Below are 17,464 nucleotides of genomic sequence, written 5' to 3'. Positions count from 1 at the left end.
ATGGGGGAACCCATTAAACCATTTGATTGTTAATTGCTTTCTAAATATACTTGTATACCTTTCTCTATTTTTTCTTTTACTTGAAGATATTTGGCCTCATTTGCGCCAAATACGGCATCCATATTAGATAACATGGAATACCCCCAAGATCCATCATCGGCTAATTCTATATATGTTGAAACGCCAGGGTCGTTACCACCATGTGCCCAAAGATTGTTGTGAGCATACCAGAATAAACCGTGGTTATCGGCAAAATTACTAGGTACAATGCCATTTGGTAGTTGGTAATCAAATAACATATCGTACAAAGATGAGCCAAATAATGTGGTGGTATCTCCGCTTAAACCTTTGCTCATTTCTAACAAATAGATGCCCATATCTTCATTGTTGGTGTAAAGACCTCCTTCCGGGTAAGAATCAAAGGCATATTTTGGCAGTGGTATACCTTGCTCTAAGTAACATGTTGCGGTTGCGTTAATATTAACTTCATTAATATTAAAAGTAGAAGCATTCATATGAAGTGGGGCAAGTATATTTTGTTTTACATAGTCGTAAAAGGACTGCTCGGTAACCGTTTCTATTATATAGCCCATTAAAGCAGTACCGGTATTAGAGTAGTTCCAAACCTCCCCTGGTTTAACATTGGCAAAATTATCCGTACTGTATAAGTCGCCATTTTCCAAAAAATAATTGGCTAGAAAATCTTCTAATGAACGCGCAGCTCTCTGTTCTAACCCTGTTGCGTCTTTTAAAATATTCGCTCCTGTGGTTGTAACATTTTCTTCCGGTAAAATATAATAATTATGGGCTAGATAGCTTTCCACATTATCCAGTAAACCTGAGGTGTGTGTAACCAAGTGCCTAACAGTTATTACCGCTTCTGTCTGTTTTGGATTAGAAATGGGTTTGGGTAAAAGTTCATTGATATTGGTGTCCAATGTAAAATAACCTTCTTCAATGGCTTTTGCTGTTGCGGCACCCACAAATGTTTTGCTAAGCGATGCAATGAAATTTACGGTTTGGTTGGTATACGCTTCTTCATTTTCAATATTGGCATAGCCCACGGCATTTTGATATACAATTGTGCCATCTTTTACGATACTAATGGCAAACCCTGGTACCTCGGTATTTTTTGCAAGTGTTGTAAAATAAGCGGTTAATTCCGCATTTGTCATTGTTTCATTAGATACAGGTATGGTTGCTTTGTCGTCATCACTGGAACAGGATGTAAGGAATATCAATATCGTTAAAATTAAGATTCCAATAATTCTAGATAAAGTTGTCATGATTGTTCGTTTTTTGATTGATGTTTTAATTTATGTTAGGTGCAAATATTCAGTATAATTATATGCCGGTCGTTCCGTTTTATGATTCGGTACTTTTTAATTATTATTTTGTTTTATGCCTGCAACTAAGAGGAACAAGCACAAACTTATTTCTGCGATATCAGCTGGTGCAGTAATAAATTCAGATAGATTCTGATTTGTTTCTGGAGATAGAAAGTAGATGATAAAATCAAGCAGATACCCAAAACAACCAATTATTAATCCATAGCCAATAATGCTTGGAAAGTGTTTAGATTTCATGATCAGAAATCCTAATGGTAGTAACCAAAACCCAAAGAAGAGTTGTGCTATATGGTATCCATGGGAGTGCATTTGTATATAAAATACCACTAGATTATTGGTAAACTCCAAAGGTTCATTTGTGGTGCTTAACAAAAGCAAAGGCGCATATTGGTTTAACATATTTAAACACATGATGGCCACGGCTATACAAACGCTTAACAACATTGTTTTGGCAGTTAGTTCACAGGTGTTTTTTAGTATACTGTACATGAATATTGCCAGTAAGAAATAAGAGAATTGCATGCCTAGATCGCCTAAAAAACCTAAGCGGAATAATAGATCGTGTTCAATAATATTAGATATGGTTTTTTCGCTATGATCTAATTCTATTAAGCCAGTACGTACATACTTGTCAGCAAATACACCTAAAATAATGACCAACAAATAGAGTACACCCGCTATTCTAGCATTTCGTTTTTTTGATTGCATGATGATGAATTTTTAAGTATTTAATTTCCTTGGGCTGCAAACGGATGATTATCTACAGTTTCCCAAAGAGCCAAGTCTTTTGTTTTGGCTTTGGACAAAGGGTTCTTTTTCCACTTTTTGGCCAGCAGAATGTTCATGTTGAAATATCTATTGTATAGTTCTGTGCCATTTCCCATATCTACCATGCCATAGTGATAGCGAAAATCTACGACCAGGCGCGATTTTTTTAATTGAATTTCATAACCTAGTCCAAATTGTAATCCGGCATCCCACCGGCTATAAGTAAGAGAACTGGTTCCAAAACTCATTTTGGTAATTTTGGGCTCTAAGGTTTCTGTTCCTTCAGTTTTTACTCTACCACCTATATTATAACTTATCACGGGGCCGGCATTAAAGTATAGGTCGCACAAATGTAAACGGACTAAAACGGGCATATCTAAGGTGTTAAACCGTATACGGGTTTCTTGGTACGTCAAAGGATTGTTAGCATCCAATTTGGTTCCTTTCATTACAAAGTATAATTCTGGAACTATTGAAAAATGATCTGTAATACCCATTTGTAAAGATGCCCCAGCTTGTAACCCCCAATACCCCTTTTTAAAATCTTTGATAGCATCATTGTTGCTCCCAAAACTCATACTGGTAGGGGTATAATTCAATACAATGTCTAAGTACGTTTCTTGGGCAAATACATTAAATGTCAATAGGCTTAGTACTATTAACAAAACTCCTTGTTTTTTCATGATTTGATTATTTTTTGATTGATTGTTCTATTATTCGAACCACGTTTTAAATCATCACACTTTTTTTTAAAAAAATGTAGAAGTAGCTCAATTTCAAGCGCAAATTACTGGCCTTAACCTTTTTAAAAGTTCGAATACCCAGGTGTTGGTTCTAAAAAATTATTCAGAACTTTTTGATAATGAAAGTGTGATTAAATGAAGAAAAAAGAAGAAAATTCTGGGCTTATGAATTTGCCTTTACCCATTGTTTGGGCGTTTTTCCTGTTTCTTTTTTGAAGAAAGTGTTGAAAACTGTTTTGGAATTAAACCCACTATCATAAGCTAAGCCTAACAGTGTTATGTGTTTGTTTTCTGGAAGAATTGCCAGTTGTTGAAACTCTTTGATTCTATAATGATTAATAAAATCATTGAAATTTTTACCAAAGTGATTGTTGAGTAACCAGGAAAGCTTGTTGGGATGTATATTAATTTTAAAGGCTAGTTGCTTTAAGGACAATTCTGGTTTACAATATTCTTTTCCCAATATCATGGCTTTCTCTAAGGATGTAATTGCCTTACTTAATTCATCTTCCGTGAAAGGTGTTTCTTTGTCGGTACTTATAGTCTTCTGTTTTAATTTTGGTATTACCGATGACTGAAATACGATAGCAACTAGACTTTGGTAGTCTCCATAATTATGCAAAGGCTGCAAGAATAAGTCATTTTGAAAACTAAAAAGCTGTCCTGATCGAGCATTAATACGTTCTGTTAAAATGTTAAGAGCTTTAGAGTGGTTGTTGCGGTATACTTCCAAATAAAGATCCCATGCCCTTAGGGGTAATGATTTTTTGTTCTGTTCGTGGCTTATTTCGATATCACTTATCTTAAACCTACTTACCTTATACATTAAGTCATAAATAGCCATGCAGCATTTTGGTCTGCTTAACCATTCACTGTTTTTTTCAATATGATTTTTTAGTGCTTCTGGTTGATTGTCGAAAATAAGAGCGGCTACCATCATCTCATGTGCTAAAGGAAAGGTAGGGTCTATGTTCAAGGCTTTATTTAAATGAATAATGGCATCTTTGAACTGTTTTTTAAAATAAATTAAATTGGCATGGGTAAAATGTAAGTTTGCCGATAGTGGATTTATTCTTAGCGCAATGGCATTGTTCTCCAATGCTTTATCTATGTTACCAAGACCAGCATAACAGTCTGCCAAGGCATCTCTAATTTCTGCTGCGTTTGGGTTTATTTCTAAAGAGCGCTCTAGGTGCTTAAATGCATCTTTGTAGTTCCAGTACCCCCAAAAGCTAATTGTGCCTTTGGCATAATGACCAATTGAAGAATCTGGATTTAATTGCAGCCCTATATCTATATTTCTATCGGCCTGTACTAAACCTTCCGTTTTATCCATATAACCCCAACTTGCAAGCATGCCAATGCACCATCCTTTTTCAAAGTAAGCGTCAGGATATTGAGGATCTAACTCTATGCTTTCATCAAAAAAGGCGATGGCACTTGCAACGTCGGCACCATTCCAACGCATACGTAATTCCCGTCCTTTTAATAGCTTTTGATAAGCTTCTATATTTTTGGTCGTGGGAATTACTAAATGTTCTTGCAGCTCAAAATGACCGAAATTTTCACGTATTTTATCGGCAATCAATAGGCTAATTTCATTTTGTAACTCAAAAATATCAGAGAGTTTACGGTCAAAATTTTCTGACCACATATGAAAACCATTATCGGTACGTATTAACTGTGCGGTAATTCTAACCCTTTCATTTATAATTCTAACGCTGCCTTCTAATAATGTTTCTACTCCTAGTTCATTACCTATGTGGCGCGCATCCAAAGACTTGTTCTTGTAAAAGAAAGAAGAGGTTCTTGCGGTAACCTTTAGTCCTTCAATTTTGGTTAAGGCATTGATGATTTCTTCTGATATACCATCGGAAAAATATTCATTTTCATCACTCCCAATATTTATAAATGGGAGCACGGCTATTGATTTCGAATTTATAACAGCGTGCACGGGTCAAATAGTTTTTTTGGGGGGGATGTTTTGCTTTTTAGGTATACTAAAAGTACCAATTTTTATAGAAAGTATATATGGGTGTGAAATATAGAACTCACAAATGATTATCAGAACCTTTGTCTGTAAGATGTAGCTTACATTTATATTGATTATCAGTTATTTATGAAAATAATTATGAAAAAGTGTGATTTTATTTAAAGTCTTGCGAATCATATAATAAACAATCAAAAAAAATCTAACAGTCATGAAAAAAATAGCAGATTACCTAATACTTATTTTCTTTCTGATAACAACGTCATTCCTAATGTCCCAGGAAAATAACTGGGTACAATTTGAAAAAGTACAGAATGAAATTGCAAAACTGATAAACCTACCTGATCCATTATTCAATCATCAGGCAAGCCAAACAAAGCCTATGGATGCCAAAGCCATAGCAGATCTTGGTTTGGAGCAAATATATAAGAACAGACCAATAAAAATTATGGCTAGAGATGGAAAACAATTGTTTGCCTATCAATACGATAGTAACAGTGATACTACTATTCTTCTTTTACATGGTATTTTGTCCAGTGCTTATATGATGAATAGAACAGCAGGGTTGTTACAAGAAGCAACGCATAGTGAAATTGTAGCTCTTGATTTTAGAGGGCATGGGCAATCTCAAGGTGCACCTGGCGATGTATCTTATATTGACCAGTATGTAGATGATGTTATCGATGTAGTCCATAGTATCAAAAAAGAACAGCCTAAACAGAGAATTATATTAGCTGGGCATTCAATGGGTGGAGGTGTTATTTTAAAATACGCTATGGCAAAAGAAGCTATAGAAGTGGACGGATATTTACTCTTTGCCCCACAATTAGGCGCAAACTCCCCAACGTTGAAAATAGGACCGTTAGAAGGGGAGAAAGAACCCTTTTTAAAACTGCACTTGAATAGAGTTATTGGTATTAAAATGATGAACTCCATTGGCGAAACCAAGTATAATGATTTGCCTGTACTATTTTTTAATTTACCAGAAACCATGCCCGTTACCAAGTATAGTTATCGTGCTAACGAGAGTATGTATCCTGCTGATTATAAAGTAGGGCTACAAAGTGTTGATAAACCATTATTAGTCTTGGTTGGCGCTAGTGACGAAGCGTTTAATGCCAGTGAATATCCTAAGGCAATTACAGAGAATAGTAATGGTGAAGTATTTATAATAGACAGGGAAAGCCATAATGGAATTCGTCATAATGTTGAAGCAATGCAAATTATTGCCAACTGGTTCAATAACCATAACTTACAGTAACTATCTGCCCAAACATGGAACCTAACAAAAAGGAAAATTTCATAAGCGTAATAGATGAGCATAAACGTATCATCTATAAGATAGTCAACTCCTATTGTCCGCAACTTGAAGACAGAAAGGATTTGGAGCAGGAAATAATAATACAATTATGGAATGCTTTTGATAGCTATAATCCAAATTACAAGTTTACCACCTGGATGTACCGAATTGCTTTGAACACTGCTATTTCATTTTATCGAAAAGAGAAGAAATGGTATCAACGAAACGATTTTTTTAATGATGAATCAATGTTTCGCTTAGAAGAAGGTAATGCGGTTGAAGCTTTAGAACTGTCAACAAATGTAAAGTTGTTACAGGAATTTATACAAAAACTAAAAGAATTGGATAAGGCAATTATGCTATTGTACTTAGAAGAAAATAGCTATGAGGAGATTGCTGACATATTGGGTATTTCTACCACTAATGTAGGTACTAAAATTGGTAGGATCAAAGTAAAGATTAAAAAAGAATTTGATAAAATAAAGAGTCATGGAAGATAAAGAAATAAGAGAACTTTTTACAGAATATAATAGTAAGTTAGATAGCGTTCTAAGTTTAAATAAGGCATCCCTAGAAAGAATAAAGCTTGAGAATACTAAAAAGCAAGCACGTTTTATTCTCGTGAAAAGAAGTACAGAGGTAGCTTTCTTTTTATTGGTTATGGTAATTTTAGGAAAATTCACGGTTAACCATTGGGGTAAACTGCACCTTGTGGTAAGTGGAATATTAGTGCAGTTTTTTGCACTAATAGCACTCATTGGTAGCATTGGGCAATTGGTTTTAGCTGCCCAAGTTGATTATGCCAAACCTATTGTAGAGATTAGGGAGAAAATTGAAAAGATAAACATTCATAGTTTACTGTTTATAAAGCTTGCTTTTCTATCCGCTCCGGTGTGGTGGGCTTACCCGATAGTAGCGTTGACTTACTTTTTCAATTTTGATATTTTTCCTTATTTAGATAGTGCTTTTGTATATAGGTATGTGATTATAAATGCATTGTTACTAATACCGTTGTTATGGTTTCTAAAAAAGCTCAGTTATAAAAATTTGCATATTAAATGGGTAAGAAGATTGTTAGATATTCTCGCAAGTAATAATACTAAAAGGGCAGTAGAGTTTTTAAGGGATATTGAAGAATTTAAAAAGTAATTATGCAATACAAAACAAATTCTGTAAATAGGAGGAAACTAGTAGCCATTGGTTTTGGTATACTTGCCATAAGCCTTGGAATAATTTTCTATTTAAAAGTAGCTACTCCACACCATCTTGGCGAATATTTTACCAAAGCGTATTACGGTCAGTTTGGAGCTATTGCTATTTGTGTAGAGTTATTGGCGGCAGCGTATTATCTATTCGTTGGTCATAAAAAAACTAATTTTGCCATGGCTCTTTTCGGTTTTACCGTAGTATTGAACAGTATACTAAACGTTTTTGGGCTGGGTACGGTATCTATCGCTATATTAATTATGTCTGTATTATTGGTAAGCGCCGGTGTTGCGTTTTATATCGCTTTTACCAATGCGTTCTATTTAGGTAAGATATCTATCTTAAATGTAATTTTTAGTTTTGTATTAGGTAATTTAATCGCCTTTTACTTCAACTATTTCTAAGGACGGTAAAAAGTTCCATTTTTTCCTCCTTACCCTTTAATTCGGCTATACCTTGTGACATAATTTTCAAGCTTTCCTCTGGTTTTAGTTCTTTAATGAGCTCTTTAGAGATTAAAATGTCAACGTTATAAGTGTTACAGAGCCCTTGAATTCTTGCGGTTGTATTTAAAACATCACCAGTAAATATAATTTCTTTTTTTAGCGTACCTATTTCGCCGGTTGTTACTTCGCCAACGTGAAAGCCAGATTTAAAAGTGGGCGCTAAACCAAAATTGTTTTTGTACCATTCCGCTTTATTATGCAGGTCTTGTTTCATGGCTAAAAAGCAATTGATCCAGTTGTTGTTTTTTATTCCTTCCTCATACTTCCAGGAGATGATGATTTCATCGCCTACGTATTGATAAACCGAACCTGAATGATTGATTATGGCATTGGTAAAATCTGCATAGTACGCTTTAAGCATTTTAAAATATTCAATATGCCCCAAATGTTCCGCAATGGTTGTAGACGATTTCATATCGCAAAAAAGAAATATGCGCTTTTCTTGAATGGGCTTGTGGTATTTTCCGGTAAAAAAGTTCTTAAGTACGGCATCACCCACATTCTGACTAATTTCCGAATAGAAGAGTCCGGCAAATAGGCTTACTGCAATGGAAACCATGGTACTTAAAAAGTCTAGGCTTATTAAAAAATTAGATAACTTTTGTAATACCATTTGATGAAATACTGGTAAGCCCAATTCTATAGAAGCGGCTATTGGATATACAATTATAATGGTGATCAGCAGTAGAAATGTATACAGACCTAGTTTGTAAAGTATTTTCTTGTAAAAGCTTTTATTGTTGAACAAATTACCTAACCAAAGTACTTCTATAGTTCCCATCAACAAACCAATAAGCGTAACCGAGGTCATAGCAAATACAAATACCTTAGGAGTTAATGTAATTGCTGCATTTGGGTTTATGTTTTTATTGCCGGTAGCTGCTTCTTGAATAAATAAAACAAAAAGACCAATTACAAACCATATTACACCAAATGGTAAAATACGTTGTAATCTTCTTTTTGATTTAGGAGACAAACCCATACCCGTTATTATTCTCTTGGTTATAACTAAAATAGCAAAGAATAATAGAAAAGACCGGGATTATAATGGAAATATGAATAGGCGAAAGTGTTTAGGGTTTTATGAAATGAACATATCAATTTCATAACAGTATGTTTACGTACAAATGACCTTGTAGAAAACAATGATCCCTAATTTTGCAGCGCCCTAATAAAGGGATACGTTCTTAGTTTGAGTTAGTTTGAAAAAGCCGATTGTTGAAATCGGCTTTTTTATGCCATAAATATTGGTCATAACCATTAAACCTTTCGGGTTCAATTTTTGTTTTCGGTAAAAAAGAATACCCATAAAAAGGCAATTACCAAACAAATAGCAAAAAATCCGAAAAGGTTAATGTAGTTAGACATGAGTAGGAATTTTCTGCTAAACTATAAAAACTAAGAAAGGGTAATGGTCATCTAATGTTATTTTCGATAAACGGTAGTGTTTTTTTTAAGTTTTAAGTACTGAACGTACTAATTATCAATAAATTAATGTGCTATGTTAGGGTAAAATCCTGGTTGGTTATCTTTTGCTCCATATTTCATACATAGGTTCACCTTTACTGTTTTTACCCGTGTGGTGCCAATCTTTTCCTTTTATGTTATAATTAAAATTCAATTGTGCCCCAACTCTGGTATCATCTTTTGAGAAGAATTCAATATGTTCTGTGTATATACCATCTAATGAGGTGTAGCTACCACCACCTGTACCAGAAAACCTAAAAGATTCAGTGTCATACGCTACCCATTGAAATGTATTGTCCATTAATAACTTCAATGTTTTTCTAGAATTTTCTTCGCCACGTCTTTCTTGACCATTATCTGGTCCTCTAGTGGCAAAGAGCCAAGCGCCATCTAAATCTTGGGCAGCTGTGGTAGTGGGCTCTAATGCTAACTTTTGGTTCCAATGCAGTTGCAGATTTTCACCATCCATTTTAAAAGGTATGGTAAGTTGTTTCAAGGCATCTTTTTCGTAGTCGGAGTTAAACTCCAATTGGACTACTAAGGTATTTTGAGATGAGGTGTTCTCTATTTTAAAAAATCCTCCTACAGTCTTAATGAATTGTGCAGGGTCAACTTCATACTCATTATAGATGAAATAGTCACCGTTTATTTTTACTTGATGCACTGTTTTTGATCCGTTGTTTTGTACGGTGTCAGTGTAAATTCCGGTCGGAATTTGACCGTATACAACCAAGCTTGAAGCCAAAAGCAGTAAAATACTTGCAGATATCAGTTTTAAATTAATTTTTCCCATTGGTGTTGTGTGTTTGTAAAAATATGAAAATTAAGCAGTTATCGTAAAGTTGGTAATAATTTTTAGTATGAAAATTGAAAAAAATGTTAATTGTCGTAAAAAAAATGAAAACGCTTGTTTTTTCATTTTTTTTGATTTCATTTGTCATGTCCTAATATACAACTTTGTGTGTTGGAGATTTCAAGCTTTTAGCTGAACATTATGTATCGTTATTCTATGTTCGGGTTTGAGGGAAATTGGAAGTATTTCCCACAAATGGCTTATAAGATAGGTTGCCGATTAGTAAAGCAAACTTCCAATTCATTTTCTACTATCATGCAAAGTCAGCATGATTACTTCTTTATTCCTACTACGCAGAGGCAAATTTTGGTGTGATACACTATTCAACATGGTTACGTTTTCTTAACTTTAAGTCTTTGGGCTAGTTACTATATTTAACAAATATCAAATTTCATTATAATTCAATTTCATGAATACCAAATACATTGATCTAATTGATCAAACTTACTATTTCCCCCAAGAAGAGTTCAATCTAGATGGTGAACACCTACAATTTCACGGCATACCTCTAAATGAGCTGGTAAAGCAATATGGCAGCCCGTTGAAATTTACTTATTTGCCTAAAATTTCAGAGAATATTCTTAGGGCAAAAAACTGGTTTGCAAATGCTATAGAAAAAAATAATTACAAGGGTAAATATCACTATTGTTACTGTACTAAAAGCTCGCATTTTCAGCATATAATGCATGAAGCTTTAAAGAACAATATTCATATGGAAACCTCTTCTGCCTTTGATATCAATATCATTGAAAAACTTAAAGCAGATGGTAAATTAAGCAATGACACTTTTGTTATCTGTAACGGATTTAAGCGTGAAAAATACATTGATAATATTGCACGCTTAATAAATAATGGACACCAGAACTGTATTCCCATTATAGATAATTATGAAGAAATAGATTTACTTTCAGATGCTATCAATGACACCTTTAAAGTAGGTATTCGTATAGCATCTGAAGAAGAGCCTAAATTCGAATTTTATACTTCTCGTTTAGGTATTGGCTATAAGAATATTGTTCCTTTCTATGAGAACCAGATCAAGGATAATGATAAGGTAGAGCTTAAAATGCTTCACTTCTTCATTAATACCGGTATTCGTGACAATGCTTATTACTGGAACGAGCTTGTAAAATGTCTTAAGGTTTATGTTCGTCTAAAGAAAATTTGCCCATCATTGGACAGTTTAAATATTGGTGGCGGTTTCCCTATAAAGAACACCCTGGCTTTTGAGTATGATTACCAATACATGATCAATGAAATTTTAAATCAGATCAATATCACTTGCTCAGAAGCAGATGTGCCCGTTCCTCATATTTTTACCGAATTCGGCAGCTTTACTGTAGGTGAAAGTGGTGGTGCCATTTATGAGATCTTATATCAAAAACAACAAAATGATCGCGAAAAGTGGAATATGATAGATTCTTCTTTTATAACCACATTGCCAGATACTTGGGCTATCAATAAAAGATTTATCATGTTACCGATCAATAGGTGGAATGATGAGTATGAGCGTGTATTGTTGGGCGGACTAACATGTGATAGTGATGATTATTATAACAGTGAGCAGAACATGAACGCTATTTATTTGCCTAAGTATAAAAGGGAAAAACCGTTGTACATAGGTTTTTTCAATACTGGAGCCTATCAAGAGACCATTGGCGGTTATGGTGGTTTACAGCACTGTTTAATTCCACAGCCAAAGCATATATTGATTGATAAGGATGAAAACGGTAACTTCACTTACAAACTCTTTAGGTCCCAACAAAAAGCAGAAGACCTGCTAAATATTCTGGGTTATGAGGTAGAGCCAGAAAATGAATAAAAATAATCCGGTAACAAAGACCGATAGAAATAGAAATACGTATATAAAATTGAAAATATTACTAAAAAACCACTTAACAATAGCTAATATATCATGAGTACATCTAAGAATTATGCCGGTATTTCCGATGAATTCGCACAACTAGAAAAATCCAAAATTATCTTGATACCTGTTCCTTATGACGGAACAAGTACTTGGGGTAAAGGAGCGGACAAAGGTCCTGAAGCTTTTTTGGAAGCTTCGGAAAACATGGAATTGTATGATATTGAAACCGATTCTGAAGTTTACAAGCAGGGTATTCATTTAACCGAGCCAATTACAGAGAATAGTTCTCCAGAGGCAATGGTAAATGAGGTACATAACATTACCAAAGATTTTATTAAACGTAACAAGTTTGTAACCCTTTTTGGCGGTGAACATTCAATATCTATTGGTTCTATTAGAGCCTTTAACGAGTGTTTTGATAATTTAACGGTATTGCAGATAGATGCTCATGCGGATCTTAGGGAATCTTATGAAGGTACAAAGTATAACCATGCCTGTGCCGTATACGAAGCTAGCCAGACTACCAATTTGGTTCAGGTAGGTATTCGTTCTATGGATGTGATTGAAAAGACCGTAATGGATGAGGAAAAAACTTTTTTTGCCCATGATATGGTTGCTGATGAATATTGGTCAGATAAGGTTATAGAAGCAATGACCGATAATGTCTTTATAACATTGGATCTTGATGCTTTTGATCCGTCCATTATGCCTTCTACCGGTACACCAGAACCAGGAGGACTACTTTGGTACGAGACCTTGGAGTTTTTAAAGCAGGTTTTTGAAGATAAGAACGTGGTAGGTTTTGACATTGTTGAACTTTGCCCTAACAAAAATGATAAATCGTCAGACTTTTTGGCGGCTAAATTATATTACAAAATGCTCAGCTATAAATTTGCAGGGCAAGACATAGATCAAGAGTATGACAATACTTTTGATATTGATTATAAAGCAAATACAAATTCAAGATTCGAAGATGACGAAGACTAAAGGTGCAATCACCAATTTCATAGAAAAATATTATTTACACTTTAATGCGGCTGCTTTGGTAGATGCTGCCAAAGGGTATGAAGAACAGCTGGACAACGGTGCCAAAATGTTGGTTTCTTTGGCTGGCGCTATGTCTACTGCAGAATTAGGTAAGATCTTTGCAGAGGTTGTACGCCAAGATAAGGTACAGATCATTTCCTGTACCGGTGCCAATTTAGAAGAGGATATTATGAATTTGGTGGCGCATTCTCATTACAAGCGTGTACCTAATTATAGAGATTTGACTCCGCAAGACGAGTGGGACCTGTTGGAAAAAGGCTTGAATAGGGTTACCGATACCTGTATTCCAGAAGAGGAAGCTTTTAGAAGATTGCAAGAGCATATTTTCAAAATTTGGAAAGATGCAGATGATAAGGGCGAACGTTATTTGCCACATGAGTTCATGTATAAAATGTTACTTTCCGGAGTGTTAGAGGAATATTATGAAATAGACCTTAAAGATTCCTGGATGTACGCTGCTGCAGAAAAGAACCTGCCTATTATTTGCCCAGGTTGGGAAGATAGTACCATGGGTAACATTTTTGCATCATATGTAATGAAAGGTGAACTAAAGGCAAGTACCATGAAATCTGGTATTGAATACATGACCTTCTTGGCAGACTGGTATACGGCAAATTCTGAAAACGGTATTGGGTTCTTCCAAATTGGTGGAGGTATCGCCGGAGATTTTCCTATTTGTGTTGTACCAATGCTGTATCAAGATATGGAACGTACAGATACGCCGTTCTGGAGCTATTTCTGCCAAATTAGCGACAGTACAACAAGTTATGGTTCATACTCGGGTGCTGTACCAAATGAAAAAATTACCTGGGGGAAATTGGATATCAATACACCCAAATATATAATTGAAAGTGATGCGACAATTGTTGCGCCCTTAATTTTTGCTTACCTATTAGACATGTAATTATGGACAAGAACGCACATTTAAAAAGAGTCATAGTCGACTTTAAAAAATTGACACCAGAAGTGTTGAAATTGTTGGTAGAAAGATACCCAGATGGGTATGATGACCGTAATATTATCTCCTTTAGAAATGCTCAAGGAGAGCGTATAGAAGCTGTTGAGGTATTGACCGAAGACACTAAGTATTTAGTAAAAATCAGTGCTAAGCTTGAGTATACAATGGAGAATTATGACGAAGATGATTATGAAGATTTTGATGATGATGATCCAACTGCCGTTGTAGAACCAAACCCTGAGGATATGGTTGATGGCGATGATGAAGACTAGTTTTTCTATCGCCCAAGTTGCTCCTGCTCTTTAGAGAATAATACATCCGGTCTATTTTCTGTAGACCGGAAACCAAGTTTTTCTCGCAAAGCGAGATGTTACGATTACAATTTCCGATTGCCCTTTGGGACTGTCCCAAAATGGATTACCAATAAAACTATAAACTAAATATCGTTGTGCTTACAACAGGTATATGAAAATTGATGAAATTGAAAATATTGAATTAAAGTTTTTGGACCTTGATGATTATCAAGAACTTAAAACTGCTATGATTTCTGCCTACACCAATATGCCGGGTTCATATTGGAAAGAGAAACATATAAAATCGTTGATCGAAAAATTTCCTGAGGGTCAGGTCGTTATTAAGATCAATGGTCAACTTGCAGGGGTAGCCCTTTCTATTGTCGTAGATTATGATGATTTTGATGACAATCATACCTATGAGCAGATTACGGGCAAATACTCTTTTGACACCCATGATAATGAGGGTGATGTGCTTTATGGTATAGAGGTGTTTATAAAGCCAAGCTTTAGAGGTCTTCGTTTAGGGCGTCGTTTATATGATTATAGAAAAGAGCTTTGTGAAAAGTTAAACTTAAAAAGCATCGTTTTTGGTGGTAGAATGCCAAATTACCATGCCTATGCATCAAAACTATCACCAAAAGAATACATTGATAAGGTCCGTAGAAAAGAGATTCAAGATCCTGTACTGAATTTTCAGATCAGTAATGATTTTCATCCTGCCAAGGTAATGAAAGGGTATTTAGATGGCGATAAGGCTTCACAAGATTTTGCTATTTTGATGGAGTGGGATAATATCTATTACCAAAAACCGTCTAAAAAAGCCGCTACTAAAAAAACCGTAATTAGATTAGGGTTGATTCAATGGCAAATGAGACCGTATAAGGATCTAGATGAATTGTTGGAGCAGGCAGAGTATTTTATCGACGCCGTTTCTGGTTACCGATCAGACTTTGCATTGTTTCCTGAGTTTTTCAACGCACCTTTAATGGCGGTTAACAATCACATGTCTACGCCAGATGCTATTCGTGAATTGGCAAAGCATACACAGGCAATTGCCCAAAAATTCTCTGAGTTTTCCATATCGTACAACATTAATATCATTACAGGTAGTATGCCGGAAATGATCGATGGTCGCTTGTACAATGTGGGGTATTTATGTAGAAGGGATGGTAGTATGGAGCGCTATGAAAAACTTCACGTAACACCAGATGAAGCCAAGGTTTGGGGAATGCAAGGCGGTAATCAATTAAAGGCTTTTGATACTGATTGTGGTAAAATTGGGGTGTTGGTGTGCTATGATTCTGAGTTTCCTGAGCTTAGTAGACTGCTTGCAGATGAAGGTATGGATATTTTGTTCGTTCCTTTCTTGACAGATACCCAAAATGGTTATTCTAGAGTGCGTAATTGTGCGCAGGCTAGAGCAATAGAAAATGAATGTTATGTTGCTATTGCAGGTAGTGTAGGTAACTTGCCAAATGTTCAGAATATGGATATTCAGTTTGCCCAGTCTATGGTTTTTACACCGTGCGATTTCTCTTTTCCAACAAACGGAATCAAAGCAGAGGCAACACCGAATACAGAAATGATCTTAATTGCCGATGTTGATATTAGTTTATTACGTGAACTAAATCAGTTTGGTGCAGTACGTAATCTTCGCGATAGAAGAACAGATTTATTTGAGTTAAAAAAGAAATAAGAAAGCTCCTATTATAAAAAGGAGTCAAAAACAAACAGAATTGGATAATTTAAAAATAATAGGTAGTGAAGAGTGGTGTGTGTTCAATGACCTGGGTATACCGGCAATTAAAGCCAGGGTAGACTCTGGAGCAAAAACATCTTCCATACAAGCTACTAATTTAAAAATAGTATCAAAAGGAGGTCAGGAATGGGTTAAATTTGAGGTTAGTCCGCTTCAAGAAAACCGTAGTATTGCCATTGAATGCCAAGCAAGGTTGATTGCCCGTCGTATGGTTAAAAGTTCATCGGGTATATCAGAAGAACGTCTGGTGATAAAAACACCGGTTACCTTAGGTGATGCCAAATTTGATATTGAATTGACCTTGGCCAATAGAGATACTATGGAGTTCCGTATGCTTTTAGGTAGAGAGGCTTTAAATGAGCGCTTTATTGTAAACCCTGCGGTAAACTATCAATTAGGATCGTTTGAAGATCAAGAGGTCAATAAGTTTTACGCTCCTTATTTTAAAGAAAAATCAGGACTAAAGATTGCACTTTTGGCCAGTAATCCAAATTTGTACAGTAATAAGAGAATCATGGAAGCCGCAGAGGCAAGGGGTCATGAAATACATTTCTTAAATGTTGAGCAAGCCTATATGAAGCTTGATGCCCATTCGCCCGAAATTAGATATCGTGGTGGTATTATTCTTAAAGATTATGATGCGGTTATTCCAAGAATAAAGCCATCCGTAACATTTTACGGTTGCGCATTGATCCGTCAGTTTAACAATCTTGGTGTATACTGTCAGAATTCGGCAGAGGCTATTACACAATCCAGAGATAAATTGTTTGCATCACAGTTGTTCTCAAACTATGATATCCATATTCCTATTACCGGTTTTGCAAAATCACCTATGGATACCAAAGACTTGATCAAAATGGTCAACGGTGCACCATTGATCATTAAACTTTTGGAAAGTACGCAAGGTAAGGGTGTTGTTCTTGCCGAAACCAATAAGGCCGCTGAAAGTGTAATCAATGCCTTTAAGAGCGTTAACACGAACATATTGGTACAAGAGTTCATTAAAGAAGCAAACGGACAAGATATCCGTTGTTTTGTGGTGAACGGCAGAGTAGTGGCCAGTATGCAGCGTCAAGCCCAAAAGGGGGAGTTCAGGGCAAATATTCACCAAGGTGGTACGGCATCAATCGTTAAGATTACAGCTGATGAAAAGAAGTTGGCTTTAAAAGCCGCTAAAGTATTGAACCTTGCCGTTGCGGGTGTAGATATCATACGATCTAACAAAGGACCGTTATTATTGGAAGTTAACTCATCACCAGGTTTAGAGGGTATTGAAAATGCTACAGGTAAAGATATCGCCAATGCCATGATCATGGCAATTGAAAAGCGATTGAAGTTTATTAACTAAATATTAA

At 35.4% G+C, this 17,464-nt stretch carries 16 protein-coding genes; 10 read left to right on the top strand and 6 right to left on the bottom strand.

The annotated features are described in order from the left end of the window. Positions 1-29 precede the first annotated feature (29 nt). From VBZ51_RS04420 to VBZ51_RS04405, 4 genes are all read right to left on the bottom strand, one after another. Positions 30-1,286, bottom strand: a complete 1,257-nt coding sequence (locus tag VBZ51_RS04420; RefSeq protein ID WP_416576177.1) for a serine hydrolase domain-containing protein — start codon at positions 1,284-1,286, stop codon at positions 30-32. Positions 1,287-1,382: 96 nt separating this feature from the next. Continuing rightward, positions 1,383-2,057, bottom strand: a complete 675-nt coding sequence (locus tag VBZ51_RS04415) for a DUF4386 domain-containing protein (RefSeq protein ID WP_416576176.1) — start codon at positions 2,055-2,057, stop codon at positions 1,383-1,385. Positions 2,058-2,077: 20 nt separating this feature from the next. Further along, positions 2,078-2,800: a porin family protein gene (locus VBZ51_RS04410; RefSeq protein WP_416576175.1), complete on the bottom strand. Its 723-nt coding sequence runs from the start codon at positions 2,798-2,800 to the stop codon at positions 2,078-2,080. Between the two features lie 223 nt (positions 2,801-3,023). Next, the gene (locus tag VBZ51_RS04405) at positions 3,024-4,781 is read right to left on the bottom strand and encodes a helix-turn-helix domain-containing protein (protein WP_416576174.1); all 1,758 of its coding nucleotides are present in this window, start codon (positions 4,779-4,781) and stop codon (positions 3,024-3,026) included. Positions 4,782-5,061: 280 nt separating this feature from the next. Here VBZ51_RS04405 and VBZ51_RS04400 point away from each other — a divergent pair, with 280 nt between their 5' ends. From VBZ51_RS04400 to VBZ51_RS04385, 4 genes are read left to right on the top strand one after another with little or no spacing between them, the layout of a single operon-like run. Beyond that, the gene (locus tag VBZ51_RS04400) at positions 5,062-6,111 is read left to right on the top strand and encodes an alpha/beta hydrolase (protein ID WP_416576173.1); all 1,050 of its coding nucleotides are present in this window, start codon (positions 5,062-5,064) and stop codon (positions 6,109-6,111) included. Between the two features lie 14 nt (positions 6,112-6,125). Further along, positions 6,126-6,650 (top strand): RNA polymerase sigma factor, encoded by a 525-nt coding sequence (locus VBZ51_RS04395; protein ID WP_071341034.1) that lies wholly within the window; start codon positions 6,126-6,128, stop codon positions 6,648-6,650. Further along, a complete protein-coding gene (locus VBZ51_RS04390; protein ID WP_348428417.1) occupies positions 6,640-7,299 on the top strand; it encodes a hypothetical protein in 660 nt (219 codons plus the stop codon). The genes VBZ51_RS04395 and VBZ51_RS04390 overlap by 11 nt, the downstream gene beginning before the upstream one ends. 2 nt (positions 7,300-7,301) lie before the next feature. Then, on the top strand, positions 7,302-7,760 hold the full coding sequence (locus VBZ51_RS04385) for a hypothetical protein (protein WP_348426412.1): 459 nt from the start codon (positions 7,302-7,304) through the stop codon (positions 7,758-7,760). On the opposite strand, the gene VBZ51_RS04380 is transcribed toward VBZ51_RS04385, so the two are convergent. Further along, positions 7,747-8,844 (bottom strand): adenylate/guanylate cyclase domain-containing protein, encoded by a 1,098-nt coding sequence (locus VBZ51_RS04380; protein ID WP_416576172.1) that lies wholly within the window; start codon positions 8,842-8,844, stop codon positions 7,747-7,749. The genes VBZ51_RS04385 and VBZ51_RS04380 overlap by 14 nt on opposite strands. Positions 8,845-9,387: 543 nt before the next feature. Continuing rightward, the gene (locus tag VBZ51_RS04375) at positions 9,388-10,122 is read right to left on the bottom strand and encodes a hypothetical protein (protein ID WP_416576171.1); all 735 of its coding nucleotides are present in this window, start codon (positions 10,120-10,122) and stop codon (positions 9,388-9,390) included. A gap of 469 nt (positions 10,123-10,591) precedes the next feature. Between VBZ51_RS04375 and VBZ51_RS04370 the strand changes: the two genes are divergently transcribed. The 6 genes from VBZ51_RS04370 (at position 10,592) to rimK (ending at position 17,457) form a co-directional block, all read left to right on the top strand. After that, positions 10,592-12,004: an arginine decarboxylase gene (locus tag VBZ51_RS04370; protein ID WP_058104187.1), complete on the top strand. Its 1,413-nt coding sequence runs from the start codon at positions 10,592-10,594 to the stop codon at positions 12,002-12,004. Between the two features lie 93 nt (positions 12,005-12,097). Beyond that, on the top strand, positions 12,098-13,036 hold the full coding sequence (gene speB / locus VBZ51_RS04365) for an agmatinase (protein ID WP_286814118.1): 939 nt from the start codon (positions 12,098-12,100) through the stop codon (positions 13,034-13,036). Next, on the top strand, positions 13,023-14,000 hold the full coding sequence (locus VBZ51_RS04360) for a deoxyhypusine synthase family protein (RefSeq protein WP_416576170.1): 978 nt from the start codon (positions 13,023-13,025) through the stop codon (positions 13,998-14,000). The genes speB and VBZ51_RS04360 overlap by 14 nt, the downstream gene beginning before the upstream one ends. Before the next feature lie 2 nt (positions 14,001-14,002). Continuing rightward, on the top strand, positions 14,003-14,326 hold the full coding sequence (locus tag VBZ51_RS04355; RefSeq protein ID WP_058104185.1) for a hypothetical protein: 324 nt from the start codon (positions 14,003-14,005) through the stop codon (positions 14,324-14,326). 193 nt (positions 14,327-14,519) lie between these two features. Next, positions 14,520-16,046 (top strand): bifunctional GNAT family N-acetyltransferase/carbon-nitrogen hydrolase family protein, encoded by a 1,527-nt coding sequence (locus VBZ51_RS04350; protein WP_074671370.1) that lies wholly within the window; start codon positions 14,520-14,522, stop codon positions 16,044-16,046. A 40-nt stretch (positions 16,047-16,086) separates the two neighbouring features. Further along, on the top strand, positions 16,087-17,457 hold the full coding sequence (gene rimK / locus VBZ51_RS04345; RefSeq protein ID WP_416576169.1) for a 30S ribosomal protein S6--L-glutamate ligase: 1,371 nt from the start codon (positions 16,087-16,089) through the stop codon (positions 17,455-17,457). Positions 17,458-17,464: the final 7 nt, after the last annotated feature.

Origin of the sequence: Maribacter sp. HS (assembly GCF_048059195.1) — a bacterium.
Classification (GTDB): Bacteria; Bacteroidota; Bacteroidia; order Flavobacteriales; family Flavobacteriaceae; genus Maribacter; species Maribacter dokdonensis.
This window is presented reverse-complemented; position numbering and strand designations above follow the sequence as displayed.

Bases quoted from the DNA above. Each gene is read 5' to 3' on its own strand.
- VBZ51_RS04420 (WP_416576177.1), bottom strand. From the start codon at position 1,286: ATGACAACTTTATCTAGAATTATTGGAATCTTAATTTTAACGATATTG.
- VBZ51_RS04415 (WP_416576176.1), bottom strand. From the start codon at position 2,057: ATGCAATCAAAAAAACGAAATGCTAGAATAGCGGGTGTACTCTATTTG.
- VBZ51_RS04410 (WP_416576175.1), bottom strand. From the start codon at position 2,800: ATGAAAAAACAAGGAGTTTTGTTAATAGTACTAAGCCTATTGACATTT.
- VBZ51_RS04400 (WP_416576173.1), top strand. From the start codon at position 5,062: ATGAAAAAAATAGCAGATTACCTAATACTTATTTTCTTTCTGATAACA.
- VBZ51_RS04395 (WP_071341034.1), top strand. From the start codon at position 6,126: ATGGAACCTAACAAAAAGGAAAATTTCATAAGCGTAATAGATGAGCAT.
- VBZ51_RS04390 (WP_348428417.1), top strand. From the start codon at position 6,640: ATGGAAGATAAAGAAATAAGAGAACTTTTTACAGAATATAATAGTAAG.
- VBZ51_RS04385 (WP_348426412.1), top strand. From the start codon at position 7,302: ATGCAATACAAAACAAATTCTGTAAATAGGAGGAAACTAGTAGCCATT.
- VBZ51_RS04380 (WP_416576172.1), bottom strand. From the start codon at position 8,844: ATGGGTTTGTCTCCTAAATCAAAAAGAAGATTACAACGTATTTTACCA.
- VBZ51_RS04375 (WP_416576171.1), bottom strand. From the start codon at position 10,122: ATGGGAAAAATTAATTTAAAACTGATATCTGCAAGTATTTTACTGCTT.
- VBZ51_RS04370 (WP_058104187.1), top strand. From the start codon at position 10,592: ATGAATACCAAATACATTGATCTAATTGATCAAACTTACTATTTCCCC.
- speB (WP_286814118.1), top strand. From the start codon at position 12,098: ATGAGTACATCTAAGAATTATGCCGGTATTTCCGATGAATTCGCACAA.
- VBZ51_RS04360 (WP_416576170.1), top strand. From the start codon at position 13,023: ATGACGAAGACTAAAGGTGCAATCACCAATTTCATAGAAAAATATTAT.
- VBZ51_RS04355 (WP_058104185.1), top strand. From the start codon at position 14,003: ATGGACAAGAACGCACATTTAAAAAGAGTCATAGTCGACTTTAAAAAA.
- VBZ51_RS04350 (WP_074671370.1), top strand. From the start codon at position 14,520: ATGAAAATTGATGAAATTGAAAATATTGAATTAAAGTTTTTGGACCTT.